The 22,479-nt window shown below is 59.0% G+C and carries 22 protein-coding genes; 6 read left to right on the forward strand and 16 right to left on the reverse strand.

The annotated features are described in order from the left end of the window. Window positions 1–7: 7 nt before the first annotated feature. Both TL5118_RS15990 and TL5118_RS15995 read right to left on the reverse strand, forming a co-directional pair. Entirely contained in the window at window positions 8–745 is a 738-nt protein-coding gene (locus TL5118_RS15990; RefSeq protein ID WP_058245450.1) for an alpha/beta fold hydrolase, read from the reverse strand. Window positions 746–829: 84 nt separating this feature from the next. Next, complete coding sequence (locus tag TL5118_RS15995) at window positions 830–1,429, reverse strand: 2-hydroxychromene-2-carboxylate isomerase (RefSeq protein ID WP_058245324.1); 600 nt, start codon at window positions 1,427–1,429, stop codon at window positions 830–832. Between the two features lie 106 nt (window positions 1,430–1,535). On the opposite strand from TL5118_RS15995, the gene TL5118_RS16000 reads away from it, so the two are divergent. Further along, window positions 1,536–2,552: a ribose-phosphate pyrophosphokinase gene (locus tag TL5118_RS16000; RefSeq protein WP_058245325.1), complete on the forward strand. Its 1,017-nt coding sequence runs from the start codon at window positions 1,536–1,538 to the stop codon at window positions 2,550–2,552. 76 nt (window positions 2,553–2,628) lie between these two features. Here the strand turns inward: TL5118_RS16000 and TL5118_RS16005 are convergent, their stop codons facing one another. From TL5118_RS16005 to TL5118_RS16035, 7 genes are all read right to left on the reverse strand, one after another. Continuing rightward, the gene (locus TL5118_RS16005) at window positions 2,629–2,979 is read right to left on the reverse strand and encodes an H-type lectin domain-containing protein (protein WP_058245326.1); all 351 of its coding nucleotides are present in this window, start codon (window positions 2,977–2,979) and stop codon (window positions 2,629–2,631) included. A gap of 103 nt (window positions 2,980–3,082) precedes the next feature. Further along, complete coding sequence (locus TL5118_RS16010; RefSeq protein ID WP_058245327.1) at window positions 3,083–3,493, reverse strand: F0F1 ATP synthase subunit epsilon; 411 nt, start codon at window positions 3,491–3,493, stop codon at window positions 3,083–3,085. Window positions 3,494–3,517: 24 nt separating this feature from the next. Beyond that, window positions 3,518–4,942, reverse strand: a complete 1,425-nt coding sequence (gene atpD / locus TL5118_RS16015; RefSeq protein WP_058245328.1) for a F0F1 ATP synthase subunit beta — start codon at window positions 4,940–4,942, stop codon at window positions 3,518–3,520. A gap of 18 nt (window positions 4,943–4,960) precedes the next feature. Beyond that, window positions 4,961–5,836 carry a F0F1 ATP synthase subunit gamma gene (locus TL5118_RS16020; protein ID WP_058245329.1) on the reverse strand — a complete coding sequence of 292 codons (876 nt, stop codon included), beginning with the start codon at window positions 5,834–5,836 and terminating at the stop codon, window positions 4,961–4,963. Between the two features lie 14 nt (window positions 5,837–5,850). Further along, entirely contained in the window at window positions 5,851–7,389 is a 1,539-nt protein-coding gene (atpA, locus tag TL5118_RS16025; RefSeq protein WP_058245330.1) for a F0F1 ATP synthase subunit alpha, read from the reverse strand. Beyond that, complete coding sequence (locus TL5118_RS16030; protein ID WP_058245331.1) at window positions 7,390–7,950, reverse strand: F0F1 ATP synthase subunit delta; 561 nt, start codon at window positions 7,948–7,950, stop codon at window positions 7,390–7,392. A gap of 350 nt (window positions 7,951–8,300) precedes the next feature. Next, the gene (locus TL5118_RS16035) at window positions 8,301–9,047 is read right to left on the reverse strand and encodes a methyltransferase domain-containing protein (protein WP_058260808.1); all 747 of its coding nucleotides are present in this window, start codon (window positions 9,045–9,047) and stop codon (window positions 8,301–8,303) included. Window positions 9,048–9,108: 61 nt separating this feature from the next. Here TL5118_RS16035 and gloB point away from each other — a divergent pair, with 61 nt between their 5' ends. After that, window positions 9,109–9,876: a hydroxyacylglutathione hydrolase gene (gene gloB / locus TL5118_RS16040; protein WP_058245332.1), complete on the forward strand. Its 768-nt coding sequence runs from the start codon at window positions 9,109–9,111 to the stop codon at window positions 9,874–9,876. Window positions 9,877–10,046: 170 nt separating this feature from the next. Next, window positions 10,047–12,383 carry an ATP-dependent Clp protease ATP-binding subunit ClpA gene (clpA, locus tag TL5118_RS16045; protein WP_058245333.1) on the forward strand — a complete coding sequence of 779 codons (2,337 nt, stop codon included), beginning with the start codon at window positions 10,047–10,049 and terminating at the stop codon, window positions 12,381–12,383. A gap of 71 nt (window positions 12,384–12,454) precedes the next feature. Here the strand turns inward: clpA and TL5118_RS16050 are convergent, their stop codons facing one another. The 7 genes from TL5118_RS16050 to TL5118_RS16080 form a co-directional block, all read right to left on the reverse strand. Further along, window positions 12,455–13,669, reverse strand: a complete 1,215-nt coding sequence (locus TL5118_RS16050) for an MFS transporter (protein ID WP_058245334.1) — start codon at window positions 13,667–13,669, stop codon at window positions 12,455–12,457. Window positions 13,670–13,743: 74 nt separating this feature from the next. Continuing rightward, window positions 13,744–14,166, reverse strand: a complete 423-nt coding sequence (gene arfB, locus TL5118_RS16055) for an alternative ribosome rescue aminoacyl-tRNA hydrolase ArfB (RefSeq protein ID WP_058245335.1) — start codon at window positions 14,164–14,166, stop codon at window positions 13,744–13,746. Window positions 14,167–14,440: 274 nt separating this feature from the next. Further along, complete coding sequence (locus tag TL5118_RS16060) at window positions 14,441–15,073, reverse strand: queuosine precursor transporter (protein ID WP_058245336.1); 633 nt, start codon at window positions 15,071–15,073, stop codon at window positions 14,441–14,443. A 66-nt stretch (window positions 15,074–15,139) separates the two neighbouring features. Next, the gene (locus TL5118_RS16065) at window positions 15,140–16,078 is read right to left on the reverse strand and encodes an esterase-like activity of phytase family protein (protein WP_058245337.1); all 939 of its coding nucleotides are present in this window, start codon (window positions 16,076–16,078) and stop codon (window positions 15,140–15,142) included. Further along, window positions 16,051–16,866, reverse strand: coding sequence for a penicillin-insensitive murein endopeptidase (gene mepA / locus TL5118_RS16070; RefSeq protein WP_242601804.1), 816 nt, complete (start codon window positions 16,864–16,866; stop codon window positions 16,051–16,053). The genes TL5118_RS16065 and mepA overlap by 28 nt, the downstream gene beginning before the upstream one ends. Window positions 16,867–16,964: 98 nt before the next feature. Beyond that, window positions 16,965–18,317: an MFS transporter gene (locus TL5118_RS16075; protein ID WP_058245339.1), complete on the reverse strand. Its 1,353-nt coding sequence runs from the start codon at window positions 18,315–18,317 to the stop codon at window positions 16,965–16,967. 126 nt (window positions 18,318–18,443) lie between these two features. After that, entirely contained in the window at window positions 18,444–18,974 is a 531-nt protein-coding gene (locus TL5118_RS16080; RefSeq protein WP_058245340.1) for an acyl-CoA thioesterase, read from the reverse strand. Window positions 18,975–19,136: 162 nt separating this feature from the next. On the opposite strand from TL5118_RS16080, the gene TL5118_RS16085 reads away from it, so the two are divergent. The 3 genes from TL5118_RS16085 to yaaA all read left to right on the forward strand — a co-directional run bounded on the left by TL5118_RS16085 (window position 19,137) and on the right by yaaA (window position 22,429). Next, window positions 19,137–19,424: a YggT family protein gene (locus TL5118_RS16085; protein ID WP_058245341.1), complete on the forward strand. Its 288-nt coding sequence runs from the start codon at window positions 19,137–19,139 to the stop codon at window positions 19,422–19,424. 134 nt (window positions 19,425–19,558) lie between these two features. Then, window positions 19,559–21,598 carry a DNA helicase RecQ gene (gene recQ / locus TL5118_RS16090; protein WP_058245342.1) on the forward strand — a complete coding sequence of 680 codons (2,040 nt, stop codon included), beginning with the start codon at window positions 19,559–19,561 and terminating at the stop codon, window positions 21,596–21,598. 54 nt (window positions 21,599–21,652) lie between these two features. Then, window positions 21,653–22,429: a peroxide stress protein YaaA gene (gene yaaA / locus TL5118_RS16095; protein ID WP_058245343.1), complete on the forward strand. Its 777-nt coding sequence runs from the start codon at window positions 21,653–21,655 to the stop codon at window positions 22,427–22,429. The last annotated feature ends 50 nt before the right edge of the window (window positions 22,430–22,479 follow it).

The raw sequence follows: 22,479 nt of genomic DNA on the forward strand, positions 1-22,479 counted from the left end.
GCTGCACCTAGCCCTGTGCTGCCAGAAACGGCCGCATCACCGCTGCCACTTGCGGCGCGTGGGAAATGGCCACCATATGGCCAGCCCCATCGATTACTTCGCTTATCGCCCCGTCAATACGGCGGGCCAGCGCTGTGTTGATCTTCTCCACATAATGCGGTGAGTTTGCGCCGGCGATCATCAGGGTTGGCACCTTCAACCGGTCCACCGCGCCAGAGGACAGCACACCAGCGCTATCCAGCCCAATCTCATCATGGGCCGCAGTGATCAGATGGATCTGCTCCATCGCTTTCTGGCGCATCTGTTCAGGCAGATCGGCCCATCGCATACCGTTGCCCCATTCGCGCAGGAACAACCGCGCGGCGGTTTCGCGATCCCCCGCTTCAATGGCATCGGCCACCGCGCCCATCTCGGCGCCATGCTGCTCCAGAAGGCCGGGATGATCGGCATAGGCGGCCGCAAAGAACACCGGCTCAATCAAGGTGAGCGAGCGCACAAGATCCGGCCGCTCACAGGCCAGTCGCAGGGCCACAGTACCGCCAAAGGAATGACCGATCAGATCCGTCGGCCCGTCCAAGAAATCCAGCGCCATATCGACCGTCTGGCGCTGCAAGGGAACGCTGCCGTCCCAATCTCCGCTGCGCCCATGCCCGGGCAGGTCAAAGGCCGTCATCGACAGCATGTCCGCCAGCCCGGCCGCCAGACCGGCCATTGCGCCAGAATGCGCCATCGAACAATGAATCATCAACGCCTGACGCGCGCCCGGTTCTGACAAACCAAAATGGCGCGCGAAGGTGGGGAACCCGCCCCGCAAAACTGTAGAGGTCACTTAGATGTCGCCCCCAAGATGGGCGTCCAGATCATCAAGACGGTCCTGGCCCCAGAATTTCTGTCCGCTGTCGCAGATAAAGAAGGGGGAACCAAAGACGCCAGCCGCAACCGCCTCTTCCAGATTGGCGGCGTAGATCTCGGCCCCGGTCAAGAGGCCACTGTCCGCAAGACCCGGATCAAAATCTGCCTCAGCCAGACAGGCCTTGATCACATCATCCTGCGAGACGTCCTTTTCCTCAGCCCAGCAGCTGGCCAGCAGGCGGTGCACCAGCAGCGGCAGGTTGCCGCCACCTGCCTTTTGTGCGGCGATAATGGCGTAGGCCGACGGCGCAGGGTTGACCGGCCAATGGGCGGGCTTCAGATTGAAAGGCATGTTCAATCGACGCGCCTGCCGGGGCAGCTCCTGCGCGCGGTATTCTACGCGCGCTGGGTGGCGTTCCGGCAACGGCACACCGCCGGTGCGGCCAAAGGTGGAGATCAGATCGACGGGTTTATAGGTCACGGTGGCGCCGCGGCGCTGCGCGATCTCTTCCAGACGGGGGCCCACAAGGTACGCATACGGTGAAACGGTTGTGAAATAGTAATCAATGTGCGGCATCTGTGCGCCCTTTCGTCGGCATAGCTTTGATTGAGCGTATCGAAGTGCTAAGCGGTGTCAACGTTACGAATCTGTCATCTCGACCAAATCTTGGGGAACTGTCGATATGCCCTCCATCACCGAACCGAAACTGATTTCTGGCAACGCAAACCTGCCGCTGGCCAAATCCATCGCACGCCGTATGTCAATGCACCGCGGCACCAACTTGGGTCTGGTAGACGCCCGGGTAGAGCGCTTCAACGACGGCGAAATCTTCGTCGAAGTGTTCGAAAATGTCCGCGGTGAAGACATGTTCATCATCCAGCCAACGTCAAACCCGGCCAACGACAACCTGATGGAGCTGCTGATCATGGCCGATGCGCTGCGCCGCTCCTCGGCCAGCCGGATCACCGCTGTGATCCCTTACTTCGGCTATGCCCGTCAGGACCGCCGCACCAAGGCGCGTACGCCGATCTCGGCCAAGCTGGTCGCCAACATGCTGGTCGAAGCTGGCATCGAACGGATCCTGACGCTGGACCTGCACGCCGCGCAGATCCAGGGCTTCTTCGATATCCCCGTGGACAACCTCTATGCCTCGCCGATCTTTGCGCTGGACATCAAAGAGAAGTTCGCAGGCAGCCTGAGCGACGTGATGGTCGTATCCCCCGATGTGGGTGGCGTGGCCCGTGCACGCGAACTGGCCAAACGAATCAACGCGCCGCTGTCGATCGTCGACAAACGCCGCGAGAAACCCGGTGAAGTTGCTGAGATGACAGTCATCGGTGATGTGACCGGCAAGAAATGTATCATCGTCGACGATATGTGCGACACCGCCGGCACCCTGTGCAAAGCGGCTGAGGTTCTGCTGGAGCACGGCGCAACCGAAGTCCACGCCTATATCTCACACGGTGTGATGTCCGGCCCTGCGGTTGAGCGCGTGACCAACTCGGTCATGAAATCGCTGGTGATCACCGACTCGATCCAGCCGACCGAAGCTGTGAAAGCCTGCCCCAACATCCGCATCCTGCCGACCGCGCCGATGTTTGCGCAGTCGATCCTCAACATCTGGAGCGGCACCTCGGTCTCCTCGCTGTTTGAGACCGAAACGCTGGAGCCGATCTACGAAGGTCAGTTCCCAGACTGATCGGGTGAACAGTTTGACACAACGAAGGGCGCCCCTCAGGCGCCCTTTTCATTTCCGCAGCGGCCACAAGGGTAGCTTAGGGGATGTCCCAGTGATCGTCGTCATCCACAGCACCTATGGCCATCCAGCTGACGCGGGCGCGGGCCATGCGGGTGTTGCCCCAGGTGCGGAAAACAATGTCAAACTGGCCTTTTGAAATGCTTTCGGCCTCAACATCCGCACGAATGTTGGTGGAATAATCCACGTCCCACAGTGAGACAGAGACCATCACATTGGGTGGTTCGCGAAACCGTTCTGAAAACCGGACGGTGGCGCGACGTTCGCGGCTGCCTTCCCCGGTCCACATATCACCGCCATTTTCAAAGTCGGAGAAAAGCGTTTCCTCCCCCTGATCGATGCCGATGACGTTGCTGTTAATCTTTTTCATGCCCCTTTGATAGCGCAGCCCCCTCCCCTCAGGTCAACCAAAACACGAAAAAAGGCCCCGTTCCGGAGAACAGGGCCTTTTGAATGTGTCTCATCCTGCGCGTTTACAGGTTGGTGTGGAACCCGAGATCTTCGGCGATGTGCATCAGGTCCGCCACAAGCTTGTGGGTTTCGTGATGGTTATCGACCTCAGCCGCGTCATGCGCCGCCTGAGCCTTGCCCAGAAGATCCGACACGATTTCCTGTGTCACCTCTGCCTTCGGAACAGCCATTTCGGCCAGGACCGAAATCGACTCCGACGACAGCTCTGCGAAACCGCCGGTGACGAAATAGACTTCCTCACCCGATGCGCCAGTCGCGGTCACCAGACCGGGACGCAGGGTAAGGATGGTCGGCTCATGGCCGGCCATCGCTGTTAGGTCACCACTTGCACCCGGGATCTGCACCTGCTCCGCAACCAGAGACGCAAGTTTGCGCTCAGGAGAGACGAGATCGAATTGGACTGTATCAGCCATGAATGGCCTCCTTCCGGGTTACGATTAAGCTGCTTCCGCGGCCATTTTCTCGGCTTTTGCGATCACTTCGTCGATGCCGCCAACCATGTAGAAGGCCGCTTCGGGCAGGTGGTCGTATTCGCCAGCCACAACAGCTTTGAACGACGCGATGGTGTCTTCCAGGGAAACCTGAACACCGTCCGAGCCGGTGAACACCTTCGCAACGTCGAACGGCTGCGACAGGAAACGCTGGATCTTACGGGCACGGGCAACGGTCAGTTTGTCTTCTTCCGACAGTTCGTCCATGCCGAGGATCGCGATGATGTCCTGCAGCGACTTGTAGCGCTGGAGGATACCCTGAACCTCGAAGGCCACCTTGTAGTGCTCTTCACCAACAACTGCCGGGTCCATCAGACGCGACGAGGAGTCGAGCGGGTCAACCGCCGGGTAGATGCCCAGCTCGGAGATTGCACGGTTCAGAACGGTGGTTGCGTCCAAGTGAGCAAAGGTGGTTGCCGGTGCGGGGTCGGTAAGGTCGTCCGCAGGTACGTAAACCGCCTGGATCGAGGTGATCGAGCCGTTCTTGGTCGAGGTGATGCGTTCCTGCATCGCACCCATGTCGGTTGCCAGGGTCGGCTGGTAGCCCACCGCCGAAGGAATACGGCCCAGAAGCGCCGAAACCTCAGAACCTGCCTGGGTAAAGCGGAAGATGTTGTCCACGAAGAACAGAACGTCGGTACCGGACTGGTCACGGAACTGTTCTGCCAGGGTCAGACCGGTCAGAGCAACACGTGCACGTGCACCCGGAGGTTCGTTCATCTGGCCGTACACCAACGCAACCTGCGATTCTTCCAGGTTGTCAGGCTTAATAACGTTGGATTCGATCATCTCGTGGTAGAGGTCGTTCCCTTCACGGGTACGCTCACCAACACCTGCGAACACCGAGAAACCCGAGTGCACTTTTGCGATGTTGTTGATCAGTTCCATGATCAGAACGGTTTTGCCAACACCGGCGCCGCCGAACAGACCAATTTTACCACCCTTAGCGTAGGGGGCCAGCAGGTCGATAACCTTAATACCGGTCACCAGAACTTCCGACTCGGTCGACTGTTCTGCGAATTCCGGGGCAGGCTGGTGGATGGCGCGGGTTTCGTCCGCGTTTACCGGGCCCTGCTCGTCAACGGGCTCACCCACAACGTTCAGGATGCGGCCCAGGGTCGCGTTACCAACCGGCACCGAGATCGGGCCGTTGGTGTCGACAACTTCCTGACCACGAACCAGACCTTCGGTCGCGTCCATAGCGATGGTACGAACGGTGTTCTCACCCAGGTGCTGGGCTACTTCCAGAACCAGGTTCTTACCGTTGTTGTCGGTGTTCAGTGCGTTAAGGATCGGCGGCAGTTCGTCTTCGAACTGTACGTCCACAACGGCGCCGATCACCTGAGTGATTTTGCCTTTTGCGTTTGCCATTATTTCGTCTCCGTTCTCTTAGAGCGCCTCAGCGCCCGAGATAATTTCGATAAGTTCGCTGGTGATGACGGCCTGACGCGAGCGGTTATACTCGATGGTCAGCTTGTCGATCATCTCACCCGCGTTCCGGGTTGCGTTGTCCATTGCAGACATCCGCGCGCCCTGTTCGGATGCACCGTTTTCAAGCAGCGCCGAGAAGATCTGCGTGGCTACGCCGCGCGGCAGAAGGTCAGCCAGGATGGCCTCTTCGTCCGGCTCGTAGTCATACAGGCTACCTTCACCAGCATCTTCCTGATCCTCAAACGAGGCCGGGATGACTTGCTGCGCGGTCGGGATCTGAGAGATCACCGACTGGAAGCGGTTGTAGAAGATGGTCGCCACGTCAAACTCACCGGCATCAAAGCGCGTCAGCAGATCGCGTGCGATATCCTGTGCGTTGACGTAACCGATGTGTTTCACCTCGGACAGATCGACATGGCCGATGAAATAGTCGCCCAGGTCACGTTTCATCTGCTCACGGCCTTTTTTACCAACGGTCAGGATCTTGACCGTCTTGCCCTGAGCGATCAGCTCATCGGCTTTGGCGCGTGCCAGTTTGGCGATCGAGCTGTTGAAGCCACCGCAGAGACCACGCTCTGCTGTCATGACCACCAAGAGCTGCACCTGGTCGGAACCGGTGCCCGCCAGCAGCTTAGGAGCGCTGCCGGAGGTGCCAACCGAAGCTGCCAGCCCACCCAGAACGGCGTTGAACCGTTCTGCGTAGGGACGCGCGGCTTCTGCAGCATCCTGCGCGCGGCGAAGTTTCGCCGCGGCAACCATCTGCATGGCCTTGGTGATCTTACGAGTGTTCTTCACACTCTCGATCCGAATTTTTAGGTCCTTGAGACTCGGCATTGCCTTATCTCCCCTTAAGCGAAGTCAGCTGCGAATTCGTCCAGCGCGGCTTTGACTTTGTCGGCCAGCTCACCCTTAACCTTACGGTCGTTGTCGGTGATGTCGGCCAGCAGGTCGGCGTGCTTGCCGCGCAGATGCGCCAGCAGGCCCGCTTCGTAGCGTGCAACGTCGCTTACTTCGATTTTGTCCAGGTAGCCGTTGGTGCCTGCGAAGATCATGCAAACAATCTCGGCGTTGGTCAGCGGCGAGTACTGCGGCTGTTTCATCAGCTCGGTCAGACGGGCACCACGGGCCAGCAGCTGCTGGGTCGAGGCATCCAGGTCGGAACCAAACTGAGCAAAGGCCGCCATTTCGCGGTACTGAGCCAGCGACAGTTTAACCGGACCGGCAACCGACGACATCGCTTTGGTCTGAGCCGAGGAGCCCACACGCGATACCGACAGACCGGTGTTCACTGCAGGACGGATACCCTGGTAGAACAGTTCGGTTTCCAGGAAGATCTGACCGTCTGTGATCGAGATCACGTTGGTCGGAATAAACGCCGAAACGTCGCCGCCCTGGGTTTCAATGATCGGCAGCGCGGTCAGTGAGCCTGCGCCGTGATCTTCGTTCAGCTTTGCCGAACGCTCCAGCAGACGCGAGTGGAGGTAGAAAACGTCACCCGGGTACGCTTCACGGCCCGGCGGACGACGCAGCAGCAGCGACATCTGACGATAGGACACAGCCTGTTTGGACAGGTCATCATAGATGATCAGCGCGTGCTTGCCGTTGTCACGGAAGTATTCGGCCATCGCGGTTGCGGCATAGGGTGCCAGGAACTGCATCGGCGCAGGGTCCGAAGCGGTTGCAGCAACAACGATCGAGTATTCAATCGCACCGGTTTCTTCCAGCTTCTTCACCAGCTGAGCAACGGTCGAGCGTTTCTGACCAACTGCAACGTAAACGCAGTACAGTTTCTTGCTCTCATCGTCGCCGGCGGCGTCGTTGTAGGATTTCTGGTTCAGGATCGCGTCCAGAGCAACGGCAGTTTTACCGGTCTGACGGTCACCAATGATCAGCTCACGCTGGCCACGGCCAATCGGGATCATCGCGTCAACCGATTTCAGGCCGGTTGCCATCGGCTCGTGAACCGATTTACGCGGGATGATGCCCGGGGCTTTCTGGTCGGCGATGCGACGCTCAACCGCTTCGATCGGACCTTTGCCGTCCAGCGGGTTGCCCAGACCGTCAACAACGCGGCCCAGCAGACCTTCACCGGCAGGCACGTCAACGATCGAGTTGGTGCGCTTAACGGTGTCGCCTTCTTTAATGTCACGGTCGGTACCGAAGATAACGACACCAACGTTGTCGGCTTCCAGGTTCAGCGCCATCCCGCGGATACCACCGGGGAATTCAACCATTTCACCAGCCTGGATGTTGTCGAGGCCATAGACGCGGGCAATACCGTCACCGACGGAGAGCACGCGACCAACCTCAGCAACTTCGGCTTCCTGACCGAAGTTTTTGATCTGGTCCTTCAGGATCGCAGAAATCTCTGCAGCTTGGATACCCATTTATCCGACCTCTTTCATTGCATTCTGGAGGGAGTTGAGCTTGGAGCGGATCGAGGTGTCGATCATCTTCGAGCCCACTTTAACGACAAGACCGCCGATGAGTTCTTCATCAACGGTCGCATTGATTTTCACGGTTTTGCCAACACGCGCAGCCAGAGTTTTTGACAGTTTCTCAGACTGGGTCTTGGTCAGTGCTTTCGCCGAAGCCACCTCTGCGGTCACTTCACCCTTCTCTTCCGAGATCAGGGCAGCCAGCTGAGCCAGCAGCTGCGGCAGCACGAACAGACGGCGCTTCTGCGCCATCAGAGCCAGACCGTTGGACAGAGCGGCCTCAAGACCCATTTTCTGTGCGACGGAGGCGATTGCTTTTTCTTGGTCGTCACGCGACACCAGCGGCGAACTGATCAGCGCCGACAGGTCTTCGCTTGCCTCAAGGGCAGCAGCAAGTTCGGTGACATTGGAATCGAGATTACCAAGAGCGTTGCTCTCTTTGGCAATCTCAAAGATCGCGGTGGCATAGCGCGCGGCGATGCCTGAGGAGATCGAAGCTGGTTCGGACACGTCCACCCTTCCGACATTTATGGCCCCGCTCCGGCGCATACGGAACCGACACGGGGGCGTTTAGACCTTAGACTCCCGCCTAAGTATCGAAATCGGCGTGGGTGTAGCAGAGCAACCGCATCCTATCAACCTGTTGTGAAAACTCTGCATGCAAAAGAATACCACATGTTTTCATGCGGTTACCCATGGTGCGACGCTTTGCGGCGCAAATCGGTCACAAAAAGCGACCACTTCTCCGCATGTTTTTCGATTCCCCAGCGGAAATCGACAGGCTGAAACCCAATCGGCACAGACATAAAACCGTGGCACGGGTGCAACAATTGCTGCGGGCCCAGCCAATCCGATTGGTCTCAGATCGGCTTTACCTCTTTAGATGGGTTCGGCGTCAGGATGCGCAAGGGGCGGCTGACGGCCTCTTTCAGGCCCGGGCCCATTGGCGCGGGTGTGCGTTTGGACACCTCCACCATGATCACGCCGCCCGCAGCGATCATGGAGACCGAATGCCCCAACTGTTCCAGCATCTGGCCGGTTTTGCGCCAGAACCGGCGTTGTGACGGCGGCTGGTAGAGGCCGAATTCATGCCGTTCAATGCTGAACTGGTGATACTTCAGCTGTGCCTCCAGCTGGCTGAGCGTGTAAGGACGGCCATAACCAAAGGGGGTGCGATCGCTGCGCGACCACATGCCACCGCGATTCGGGACGATGAACATCGCCTTGCCGCCCGGCCCCAGCACACGGAAACATTCTTCGAGCAGACTGGAGGGTTGTTCACTGGTTTCCAACCCGTGCATCACCACCAGCTTGTCAACATGGCCTGTGTCCACCGGCCAGTTCACCTCTTCACATAGCACCGCCATATTCGGCATGCCCGTTGGCCAGGGCATCACCCCCTGCGGCCCCGGCATCAACCCCGTGACCCGGCGCGCCTCAGCGATATAAGGCCTGAGCAGCGGAACGGCGAAGCCAAAGCCGACCACAGTCTGCCCTTTGGCTTCAGGCCAAAGACGGACCAATTGATCACGCACCGCTTTCTGCGCCGCACGGCCCAGCGTGCTGCGGTAATAGAAATTGCGCAGATCCTGTACATCAAGATGCATTGCAGCCGGCCCTCTGATCCGCCACTCTGGTCTCACCATAGCGATCACCGAAGGAAACGCCATGCCTCTTGAGCTTGTGACCATCCCCTGCCTTGCCGACAACTATGCCTACCTCATCCATGATGCGGAAAGCGGTGAGACCGCGCTGGTGGATGTGCCCGAGCCGGGACCGATCGATGCGGCGCTGAAAGAACGGGGCTGGCACCTGTCACATGTGTTGCTGACCCATCACCACTGGGATCATGTCGACGGGCTGGAGCCCTTGTTGTGCGATCATCCCGCAAAAGTGATCGGCGCCGAAGCTGACAGCCATCGCCTGCCCAAACTGGATGTCTCCGTCGCCGAAGGGGACCGGATGGTGCTGTGCGGTGAAGAGATGCAGGTGATGGATGTCTCGGGGCACACGATTGGCCATCTGGCCTTTTATTTTGCAGGCTCCAAGCTGGTCTTCACCGCTGACAGCCTGATGGCGCTGGGATGTGGCCGCCTGTTTGAGGGCACGCCGGATCAGATGTATGATAGCCTGTCAAAGCTGGCCGATCTGCCGGGCGATACGGTGGTTTGTTCAGGCCATGAGTACACGCAATCCAACGGCAAATTCGCGGCAACCATTGACCCTGACAATCCAGCCCTTATCTCTCGTTTAGAGCAAGTTGAACAGGCCCGTGCGAAGGGTGAACCAACCGTTCCCAGCCTGTTGTCAGAAGAATTGTCAACAAACCCTTTCCTGCGCTGCAATGATCCGGCAGTTCGGGCTTCGGTTGGCATGATCGATGCAGAGCCTAGTGCAGTATTTGCGGAGATCAGAAAACGTAAAGACACCTTCTGAATTCCTGCCCTGCGGATCGGCAAAAGACGAATAACTAAGGTTTACCGGTAGAAAAGACTTGAAGCCCCAGCCATATCGACCAAACTTTAACAGTATAGAGTTATGGTCGTTAGAGTAGAGGACACCGCACTTCACGGTCTTTCGACCCAAATCAGGAAGGAGCGCTAACTGTGCCTTCATTCTCGAACACGCTGGAACAGGCGATTCACGCAGCCCTGGCCCTGGCCAACGCGCGCAAACACGAATTCGCAACGCTGGAGCATCTGCTGTTAGCGTTGATCGATGAGCCGGACGCGATGCGTGTTCTCAAAGCTTGCTCGGTAGACACCGAAGACCTGCGCAGCACGCTGGTCGAATTCATTGACGATGATCTCAGCAACCTGGTCACCGACGTCGAAGGGTCTGAGGCTGTGCCGACCGCCGCCTTCCAGCGGGTGATCCAGCGCGCCGCGATCCACGTCCAAAGCTCGGGCCGCACCGAAGTGACCGGCGCCAATGTGCTGGTTGCGATCTTTGCCGAACGTGAATCCAACGCCGCCTACTTCCTGCAGGAACAGGACATGACACGCTATGATGCGGTGAACTTCATCGCCCATGGCGTTGCCAAAGATCCCTCTTACGGTGAAGCACGCCCAGTCAGCGGTGCCGAAGAAAGCACTGAGGAAAGCCTGCATGGCGATATGGGCAGCGCGGAAACCGTGGATCCGAAAGAATCCGCGCTTGGCAAATACTGTGTGAACCTCAATGAGAAGTCGCAGAAGGGTGACATCGATCCGCTGATCGGCCGCACCCATGAGGTGGAACGCTGCATTCAGGTGCTGTGCCGCCGCCGTAAGAACAATCCGCTGCTGGTGGGCGATCCCGGTGTTGGCAAAACCGCCATCGCAGAAGGTCTGGCGCGCAAGGTTGTGGCCGGCGAAACCCCTGAGGTTCTGTCAAACACCACCATCTATTCGCTCGACATGGGCGCCTTGTTGGCCGGCACCCGCTATCGCGGTGACTTTGAGGAACGCCTGAAGGCCGTGATGACGGAACTGGAAGAGCATCCCGACGCCGTGCTGTTCATTGACGAAATTCATACCGTGATTGGGGCTGGCGCCACCTCGGGTGGGGCAATGGATGCCTCGAACCTGCTGAAGCCTGCGCTGCAAGGCGGCAAGCTGCGCTGCATGGGCTCCACCACCTATAAAGAGTTCCGTCAGCACTTTGAAAAAGACCGCGCGCTCAGCCGTCGTTTCCAGAAAATCGACGTGAATGAGCCGTCGGTCGAGGATTCGATCAAGATCCTGAAGGGCCTAAAGCCTTACTTTGAGGATCACCACGGCATCAAATTCACCAATGATGCGATCAAAAGCGCTGTCGAACTGTCCTCGCGCTATATCAATGACCGCAAACTGCCGGATAAGGCGATTGACGTCATTGACGAAGCGGGCGCCGCCCAGCATCTGGTGGCGGAAAGCAAGCGCCGCAAAACCATCGGCGTGAAAGAGATCGAAGGCGTTGTGGCCAAGATCGCCCGTATCCCACCAAAGAACGTCTCCAAGGACGATGCTGAGGTGCTGAAAGATCTGGAGAAATCGCTGAAACGCGTTGTCTTCGGTCAGGATCCGGCCATCGAAGCGCTGTCGAGCGCCATCAAACTGGCCCGTGCCGGTCTGCGTGAGCCTGAAAAACCCATCGGCAACTACCTCTTCGCCGGTCCGACCGGTGTGGGTAAAACCGAGGTGGCGAAACAGCTGGCCGATCAGCTGGGTGTGGAACTGCTGCGCTTTGACATGTCCGAGTACATGGAGAAACACGCGGTATCGCGCCTGATCGGTGCCCCTCCGGGCTATGTTGGCTTTGATCAGGGCGGCATGCTGACCGACGGTGTGGACCAGCATCCGCATTGTGTGCTGCTGCTCGATGAAATCGAAAAAGCCCACCCGGATGTCTACAACATCCTGTTGCAGGTGATGGACCACGGCAAGCTGACCGATCACAACGGCCGCACTGTGGACTTCCGCAATGTGATCCTGATCATGACCTCCAACGCGGGTGCTGCGGAAATGTCAAAAGCGGCCATCGGCTTTGGTCGTGACCGCCGTGAGGGTGAGGATACCGCCGCGATTGAACGGACCTTCACCCCGGAATTCCGCAACCGTCTGGATGCAGTTGTCAGCTTCGGCGCGCTGCCGAAAGAGGTGATCCTGCAGATCGTTGAGAAGTTTGTGCTACAGCTTGAGGCCCAGCTGATGGACCGCAACGTGCAGATCGAACTGACCCGTCCCGCCGCCGAATGGCTGGGGGACAAAGGGTATGACGATAAAATGGGCGCCCGCCCGCTGGGCCGTGTCATTCAGGAACACCTGAAGAAGCCGCTGGCCGAGGAGCTGCTGTTTGGCAAGCTGACCAAAGGCGGCGTCGTCAAGGTCGGCATCAAAGATGGCGAGCTGGATCTGCGGATCGAAGGGCCGAAAAAGGCGCAGATCGCGGGCGACAAGCCACCGCTGCTGACCGCCGACTGATCCGCACATCATAGACAATTGGAAACCGGCCCATTCGCGGGCCGGTTTTCTTTTGCGCGGGTCTGATCAGATCACGCCTGCGCGGTTTGGCGTTCCCGGCGTGCCGAGAGGAAGATGTAGGTGATGATGAAGATGTTGCCGAGGTTCCAGACAATGCCGTTCCAGAACGCCAGTTGGTAACTGCCGCTGATGTCATAGATCACCCCGGACAGCCAACCGCCGAAGGCCATACCAACGATGGTCGACATCATCACAAAGCCCACCCAGCGCCCGGCCTCTTTCGCGGGCATCAACTCCCGCACGATCACGGCGTAGGAGGGCACAATGCCGCCCTGCGCCAGGCCAAAGATCGTCGACACCACGTAAAGGGACACCAACCCGTCAAACGGCAGGTAGAGAAACAGCGCCAGCATTTGCAGCGCCGAACCGATCAGCAAGGTGGGGATCCCCCCCAGCTGGTCCGCCAACAGGCCCGAAATCAATCGCGAGGCCACGCCACCCAGCAACATCAGAGACAGCATTTCTGCCCCGACCGCCGGTCCAAACCCGAGATCCACACAAAGCGCCACGATATGCACCTGAGGCATCGCCATCGCGACGCAACAGGCAATCCCGGCAACGCCAAGGATCAGCGCGATTTGGCGCGGGCTCAGGCCACCGATCCCGCCGGCAGCGGCACCTTGGGCCACAGCGGCAGACATTTCTGACAGGGGTAGACGGCGGCGCAACAGCAGCGTCAGCGGCGGGACGGAGACGGCGATGATCAGCGCCAGCACCATATAGACACCACGCCAGCCGTCACTGGCCAAATGCCCCGACAGCACCACCGGCCAGAAGGCACCCGACAGGTAGTTGGCACTGGCGATGATCGCGATCGCAATGCCGCGCCGACGCTCAAACCAAAGTGAGATATCTGCGATCAACGGGCCAAAGCTGGCCGCCGTGCCCAAGCCGATCAACAAATGCAGCACCGAGACGATGAAAAAAGTTGGGGTCACGGCGGCAAGGGCAAAGCCCGCGGCCATCACAAGGCTCATCCCCGAAAGGACCCGTACGATCCCGTATCGATCCACCAACAGACCAATCAGGTAATTGCCAAGGGCAAACCCGACCATGGTCCAGACATAGGGGTAGGATGCTTCGGCGCGTTCCAGATCAAACTCAGCCTGAATGTCGGGCATCACCATGATGACCACCCACATCCCCACATTGCCAATCAAACCGATCAGCAGGGACAGGGCCAAACGCCCCCAGGAATAACGACTGTCGAGTACGGATGTTTGCATCCCGGCACTATGCGCCTGTGACGACAACAGGAACAGACCGTAGATTTACCTACGGGCTGCGGCCCAAGCCGTGATCAATCGCTGCCAGACACCTTGCCGCGCAGGGCTTTAACCTCACCGCGTTGTTTCTTGGCCTCAATCCGGCGGCGTTGGCTGCCCTTGGTGGGTTTGGTGGGAATGCGGCGTTTCGGGCGATGGGTGGCTTTTTCGATCAGCTCCACCAGCCGTTCCCGCACCAGATCGCGATTGCGGGCCTGACTGCGGGTTTCATCACAAAACAGGATCACCGCACCGTCTTTGGTCCAGCGCCGCCCGGCCAGTCGCTTCAGACGTGCCTTCACAGGACCGGGCAGATTGGGCGACCGCTCAGCCTCAAAGCGCAATTCGACCGCGGTGGAGACCTTATTGACGTTCTGTCCACCGGGGCCCGAGGCCCGGATGAACTGTTCGCTCAACTCCCAGTCGGCGATGCTGATTTCGTCGGTGACACGTAACATGAGCCCTAAATCGTCGATCCAGCCGCAAAAAGAAAGGGAGGCAAAAGAAAAGGGCCGCACCTGATGACAGGCCCGACCCCAAGGGTTGAAGGAGGTGGTCCGGTTAGGTTCCTACCAACTCCAGCGGCTCATGAGCCAAGGGTTGCCTCAGCTCCGATCCTCCAGAATTGTCCCGATACCGTTCTCCATGATCCCATTAGACACTAGAGCACCTCCTTTCTGAAGTTTTGGATAACCTCAGCGTGACACAGATTTGCTCAATGTCAAAACAAAATCATGTGGTGCGTGCAGTAAGCGACCCCACGATGATGCGAAATGGCACAAGTGCCAACAAAGCCAGCGACAGTTTCACCAACCAGTCCGCGAAACCCAGCGACACCCAGAGCGGTGCAACCGGACCTGCGCCCAGCAGCGGCAGCATTTCACCGGCCCAGGACACATCATTGCCCGGCTCGATGAAGGTCAGCGCGCCCGAGAATGCAATGGTGAAGAAGATCGCGGTGTCGAGCGACGACCCAATCAAGGTCGAGGCCAGAGGCGCCCGCCACCATGCGCCTTCACGCAGGCGGTTGAAGACCGCAACGTCGGTCAGTTGCGCCACCAGGAAGGCGGTGCCAGATCCAATAGCGATACGCAGCGTGACCGCCGGATAGGTGTAGCCATCGCCCTGCAGCATAATCTGCGTGCCGATGAGCGAGCAGATCACACCAACGATGAAACCGGCGACAACAACGCGACGGGCCGGGCCCACGCCATAGACGCGGTTCATCACGTCAGTGACGAGGAATGCGATCGGATAGGTAAAGGCGCCCCAGGTCAGCCATTGGCCGTACAGGAATTGCACCAGGATGTTTGAGGCGACAACAACGGCCGCCATGGCAAGAATGCCAGGGAGATATTTGTTCATGTCAGTTTTCCGTTTTGACAAGGTAGCGGCGACTTGGCCCCTTTTTCATAAAGGGACGGGCGGCGTTTAAAGGCTCGCAACCATCTTGGCAAGGGGTTTGACGGCGCTTTGGGCCTTGGGTTCCGTCAGGACATATTCGACGATTTCGCTGGTCTGAAAGAACTTGAAGTTATCATCAGCCACCATCGTCAGACGGATTTGCCCGGTGTCATCGCGCCAGACGGACAGGCCTTCGAGGTTGTCATGCCGCCCCACCGCCGTGGTCAGCAGGCGCTCACCCACCGGGTCAAAGGCGCCAAGATCAAATCGGCGCAACTGGCTGCGAAAGCCGATGCCGCTGAACTTACGCTCCAGCAGGTAAAACTTGCCATCCGGGCCAAAGTCCGCCGCGACAGGGTCGAAGCCATCCACCGGCGCGATGAAAAAAAGGATCTGCCATCCCTTTGACGTCAAACGGTAAAGCGGCAGGCCATCGCGGTTCTTCGGGCTGGATTCAGGCACGGTGTAGATCTGACCGCGCCGATCAATCGCCAGTGCCTCCATCCCGGCATTGCCATAAAACGTGCGAAAATCGGGATGCTGCGGCAGCTGTTTTGCGGCCCCAAAGGCGCGATCATATCGCCAGACTTGGTTCAATCGTTCGGTGCTGACAAATAACGTCCCGTCCGGGCGCAGCGCCAGGCCTTCGGAATCCCTATGTCGCGCTTTCAGGGTCATGCCCTTGGGCAGTTTCAACGGCTCATGGCGCAGCAGTTCCACACCAGAGATCCGGCCATTTTCGCGGCTCAGACGTCCCTGCAACAGGATCATCCGATCGGTCAGCGCAAGAAAATCACGACCGTTATCTGCCAGTTCCAGCGCGGACAGCCCGCCGAAACCAGCAAACTGTTCTTTCCAGACAACACGCGATTCGAACTGCAGCTTGGAAAAGGTCTGTGCGCTACCCGCAAACGTGAAGGCCAGCCCGATCAGCGCCGCTAGCGCGATTGCAAAACGTTTACGCATTGGGCAGGCAAGCTCGCCATTGTGAGTTCTTTTCTGGGTTTGGGTTTCGGCGCGTTGGGATCAACCGGCGGCGGTGGCGGCGGGTTCAAAATGTCCTGCACCCAGCTTTCTGCCGCTTCACAGCCGTCGCCCGCAGGAATGGGCGCCTGATCTTTACAGCCTTTCACACCCTTCGGGCAGGAGAGGCGCACGTGGAAATGATAGTGATGTCCCCACCAGGGCCGGATTTTGCGCAGCCAACTGCGATCGCCTTTGGCGTCTTTGCACATCTGCACCTTGGCCCCCGGGAAGACAAAGATCCGGGCAACCCGCGGATCAGAGGCCGCGGCTTTCAGCACCTCTTGATGTTGCGCAGTCCAGAAACCGTTCACATAGGCGCCCTTGGCCCGGCGCAGCGAGATGGATGAGATGTTTTCCCGCTCCGCCTCTGTCAGGTCCAGACGGGTGGGCGGCAGCATCCAGATATCAGCATCCAGCCCCAATTGGTGACTGCGATGCCCGCTGAGCATCGGACCACCACGCGGTTGGCTGATGTCACCGATATAAAGCCCCTCCCACCCCGGCAGGGTGGCGGCCTTGGCCGAAAGGTCTTTCAGAAAATCGATGGTGTCAGGATGGCCCCAATTGCGGTTGCGGCTGAGCCGCATTGCCTGCCAAGTGGGCCCAGTTTCCGGCAGTTCCTCTGCCCCGGCGATACAGCCATTGGCGTAGCTGCCATGGGGCTTTGGCGCCTGCTGCGATCCTTGTGCCTTTGCCCCAAACAGCTGTTTGGCGGGCACTTTTCGCATTTCGGCGGGGATTTCCTGCTGGCTGGCAAGGGTCACCTGGCGGTCCTCGCCGCCCATACAGGCGGTGAGCACTGCGGTCAGTGCGATCAGCCCCGTGATCAGCCCGGCGCGTTTTCTGACTGGTCTTGCCATGCGGGTTGGTCCCCTTCTGGTTTCACCCAGCGTAGCAAGATCAGACCCAAAAGGAAAAGCGCGATAAGCGGAGAAACGCCAAGTTGCTGGCTGCCCGTCGCTGCCGTTGCCACACCAATGAGCGCAGGTGCCAGGAACGAGGTCGCTTTGCCCGCCAAAGCATAGAGGCCGAAGCTTTCCGCCATCTTTTCGGGATTGGCCTGACGCACCATCATGGTCCGGCTGGCCGATTGGATCACGCCACCCGCGGCACCGATCAGCGCGCCCAGAACATAAAAGGCGATGTCAGGCAGTTTTGAGCCCTCCGCAACCGGGACGCCATAGACGCTGTCGCGAGACACAAAAACGATTGAGATCGCAACGAAGCTCAGCACCAGAATACAGAGCGTGATCACTGGCTTGGGACCAAAGCGCGCGTCAGCACGCCCCCCAACCCAGGCAAAAATCGCGCCCGAGATGATCGCCAGAATGCCGAAGATACCGGTGTCCACGACGCTCCACTTCAGCACACCGGCCGCGTAGATGCCGCCGAAGGTGTACATGCCGTTCAGCGCATCGCGGTAGAACATCGAACTGCCCAGATAAGCAAAAAGCGATGGCGTCTGTGGCAGGCCTTTCAGCGTTCCGGCCAGGCTGGTCAGCGCGCCTTTGACGGCCCCTTTTGCCGCTTTGGCTGGTTTAGGATCGCGCACCCAAAGGAAGAAGGGGACCATAAAGACGATGTACCAGATCGCGGTCAGCGGCCCGACAAAACGCGTGCCTTCACGCGCTTCGGCGTCCAGTCCCAGCGCGGGGGACAGGCCGACAAAGGTTTTGCCAGTTGCTGCGCTTTCGGCAAAGAACACCAGCATCACCACCAGCGCAACCAAGCCACCCAGATAGCCAAAGGCCCAGCCGTTGCCCGAGATTTTGCCGATCTCTTCTTTGCTGCCCAGATCCGGCAGCATGGAGTTGGTGAAAATCGTCGCGAATTCCATCCCGATCATGCCAATGGCAAACAGGAACAGGGTTGTGGTCAGATCAAAACTGTCCGGCGCGGCGAACCACAGCCCGAAGGAGCCGATCACATACATCAGCGAAAAGCCCCAGATCCAGCGCAGGCGGTTGCCCCCCGCATCCGCAAGGGCCCCAAGGATCGGTGCCAGCAGTGCAATGACAAAACCGGCGGCGGCAATGCCAAAGGCCCAGGCCGCCTGTGCCTCTGCCCCATCACCGATCAATTCCTGAACGTATGGTGCAAAAATGAAAGTAATCAGAAGTGTGTTGTAAGGCTGTGACGCCCAGTCAAAGAAAAACCATCCCCAGATGCGCTTGCGCATGTCTCGCCCCTCAAAAATTCTCTCTTCCCCAGTGGGGTTATGGCAGGCGAAATGTAACGCTGGCAAGTCTATCTTGGACTGAACCGCCCTGCCCTTAGGGGAAGGGGGCGGGCGGTGCCAGCAGCCTTATTGCGGCGGCCAGGGGCGGTTGTCTTCGGCGGCAAGCCACTGTTTGACCCAACCCGGCAGTTCCTGATTGGCGGCCTCAGATCCGACATCCAGCCGCACCACCTCGGGGGAGATCATGCCATTGCGATCGGTAACCGCCGTGCGAAAGACCGCGTGGTTGGCGCATTCGCCATTTGCCTTCCAGATCTGCTGATCGATGTAGAAAAACCGATCATCCCAGCCCAGCCCCTTGGTGCGCATCTCAAACCGTTCAAACGGGCGCAACCGGCGGCGATAGCGCACACATACACCGGCCACGGCCAAGCCCCAACCATTGCGGCGCAGCGACTTCATCAAACCCGCGCGCATCCCCATGGTGAAACGACCCAGATCATAAAGCATCAGGGTGCGGCCATTGTTCAGCTCCATGAACTGATCGATGTCCCAGGGCCAGACCCGGTGGTGCGAGATATGGGTATCGTTGAAGTCCAGCGGGGCGGCGTTGCGGAATTTCACGAATTCTTTGAGCAGGCGCAGAAAGGGGTACATGCGGCAGGTCCTGTTACGACGAGAGGAGGTTTTCTGAACCGCTCAGTTTAATTTTACCCCACCAAGGTCAACCAAAACCCCGCGTCAACATGCGCTGCAGACTTGCGCCAGAGGCTTCTGGCGCTTACCTCTTGTCGGAACGTTCAATTTGAGGTCCTGCCTATGCTGTCCCTGATCCAGATCCTTCTGCTGGTGCTTGATATTCTTTGGTTCTTCCTGATCGCCCATGTGATCATGTCCTGGCTGATCAACTTTCAGGTTCTCAACGTCCGGCAGCAGCTGGTGGGCCAGATCTGGTACATGTTGAACCGCATTCTGGAACCCATCTACACCCCCGTGCGCCGCATTCTGCCCCCGATGAGCGGCATCGATCTGGCGCCGCTGGTGGTTCTGGTCGGCATCTACGCCATCCGCATCATCCTGATGAACAACATCTCGGCCTTCTATTAAGCCGACGCGCGACGGGCATCTGCGCCAACACGTGACGGATGAATTTGACAGGTCCGGTCTTCCGGGCTTGTCCCCCTAGCCTTGGTATGGGAAAACTGCTGCAAGAGCAGATATAGACAATCTTGCAGGAAACCATGCCAAGCGCTGCCACGCTTCTGAGCGATTATTTTGGCTTTGACGCCTTCCGCCCCGGGCAGGAAGAGGTTGTTGAAGCTGTTGCCAATGGCCAGAACACCCTGGCCATTATGCCCACGGGTGGGGGCAAATCCCTGTGTTTCCAATTGCCTGCCCTGATGCGCGACGGCGTCACTGTTGTGATCTCCCCGCTGATTGCTTTGATGCGCGATCAGGTGCGGGGCCTGCGCGAAGCCGGGATTGAAGCTGGCGCGCTGACCTCTGGCAACACGCAGGAAGAAACCGATCAGGTCTGGCAGGCGCTGGAAGAAGAGCGGTTGAAGCTGCTCTATATCGCGCCGGAACGGCTGAGCGCCGGGTCGGCCCTGGGAATGCTGCGGCGGATCAACGTCAATCTAATCGCCGTGGATGAGGCACATTGTGTCAGCCAATGGGGGCATGATTTCCGCCCCGACTATCTGCGCATTGGCGAATTGCGCCGTACGCTTGGCGTGCCTCTGGCGGCCTTCACCGCCACCGCAGATGCCGAAACCCAGGCTGAGATCGTCAATCGCCTGTTTGATGGCGAACAGCCCGCCACCTTCCTACGCGGCTTTGACCGGCCCAACATCCATCTGGCCTTTGCTGCCAAGAACAACCCGCGCACCCAGATTTTGAACTTTGCCGCCGCCCGCAAAGGCCAGTCCGGCATTGTTTATTGTGGCACCCGTTCGAAAACCGAAAAGCTGGCCGCCGCCCTGCGCGAAAACGGCCATGCCGCCGCGCATTATCACGGCGGGATGGAGGCCGAGGATCGCCGCATCACCGAAGCGCGGTTCCAGAAAGAGGATGGGCTGATCGTGGTGGCCACCGTGGCCTTTGGTATGGGGGTGGATAAGCCCGATATCCGCTGGGTCGCCCACGCGGATCTGCCGAAATCCATCGAAGCCTATTATCAGGAAATCGGTCGCGCAGGCCGCGATGGTGGACCAGCGGAAACACTGACGCTGTTCGGCCCCGATGACATCCGCCTGCGCCGCAACCAGATTGACGAAGGCCTTGCTCCACCCGAACGCCGCATGGCCGATCACGCACGGCTGAACGCATTGCTGGGTCTGGCCGAGGCCTTGGAATGTCGGCGCAATAATCTGCTGGGGTATTTTGGTGAGACCGAAGTGACCTGCGGTAAATGCGACCTCTGTGATACTCCGCCGGAGCTGTTTGACGGCACCCAACCGGTGCGTATGGCGCTGTCAGCGATCCTGCGCACGGAGGAATGGTATGGTTCCGGTCACCTGATTGAGATCCTGCTGGGCAACACCAACGACCGCATCCGCGCCCGTGGGCATGACGACCTGCCGACCTTTGGGGTGGGCAAGGCCTATACCCGACCGCAATGGCAGGCGATTTTCAGGCAGATGATGGGGCATGACCTGATCCGCCCTGATCCCGAACGCCACGGTGCCCTGCGCATGACAGACACCGCGCTGCCGATCCTGCGCGATCAGGAAAAGATCACCCTGCGCAAGGACAGCATCACCTCAGCCAAACGCCGTCCCGCCGTGAAGGCGCTGGTCAGCGAAGAAGACGCGCCGCTGCTCTCGGCGCTGAAGGCCAAACGTCGGGCGCTGGCCGAGGCCGGCAACGTGCCACCCTATGTGATCTTCAACGACCGCACCCTGATCGAAATGGCCGAGACGCGTCCGACCAATCTGGACGGCATGGCACGGATCAACGGGGTGGGCGCCAAGAAGCTGGAACGCTATGGCGCCGATTTCCTGGCCATCATCACCGGCACGGTTGAGGACGTGCACCCGCAACGGCGCAAACTGGCGGGCCGTGAGGCCGGGTCGCTTTATGATCGTCTGCTGGAAGTGCAGGCCGATCTGAGCCGCGGACCGGAAGGGCTGGATAAGCCGCTCAGCTGTTCCGCGTCGCTGCTGGCGAAGGTCGCGCAGATGAAACCGCAGGACCCTTCTGCGATGGAACGATTGCTGGGGGACAAACGCGCCGAAAGATTTGCTGCGGCTTTTCTGGACGTTGTGCTTGAAGCCGGTTAGAACGATTCTAAGTTAGAGACAGACCAGACCAAACCGCAAGGATCCAACGCTGCCATGCTGATCACCGTTTCGCCCGCCAAAAAGATGGACATGACCCCGGTTGAGGGCATCAAGACCACCAAAATGCGGTTTCCTGAACGGGCGGCAGAGCTGGCAGAAGTGGCGCGCGATCTATCCGTCGCGGACCTGATGAAGCTGATGAAAATTTCTGAAGCTCTGGGCAAGCTGAACGCCGAACGCTTTGCCAACTATGGCGCGCAGGAAACGAAGGCAGCGGCACTGGCTTTTGCCGGCGACACCTATCAGGGACTTGAAGCCTCCTCGCTTGAGGCCGAAGAACTGGCTTGGGCACAGGACCATTTCTGCATTCTGTCCGGTCTTTACGGTCTGCTGCGCCCGCTGGACGCGATTGAGCCCTACCGTCTGGAAATGGGCAGCCGCCTGGAGAACCCGCGCGGCAAGAACCTCTATGAATATTGGGGCAGCGATATCGCCGAGGCGCTGAACGCGCAGGCTGAGGTGATTGACACCGACACGCTGATCAACTGTGCCAGCCAGGAATACTTTGGCGCAGTGGATCTGAAAGCGCTGAAACCGCAGGTGATCACGCCTGTGTTCATGGAAGAGAAGGCCGGCGTGCCGAAAATCGTCAGCTTCTACGCCAAACGGGCGCGTGGGTCGATGGCGCGGTTCATCATCCAGAACCGTCTGGTCGATCCGCAGGCGATCAAGGATTTTGACCTTGGCGGTTACCAGTTCCAGCCGGATCTGACCGAGGGCAACAACTGGGTCTTCCTGCGGGATGAGGCCGCTCAGGCCAAAGCCGCCTGATCCCCGGACAGATTAATCGAAAATATCAGCGGGGGTCTGAGCCGGATTCC

This window comes from Thalassovita autumnalis, assembly GCF_001458255.1.
Classification (GTDB): Bacteria; Pseudomonadota; Alphaproteobacteria; order Rhodobacterales; family Rhodobacteraceae; genus Thalassobius; species Thalassobius autumnalis.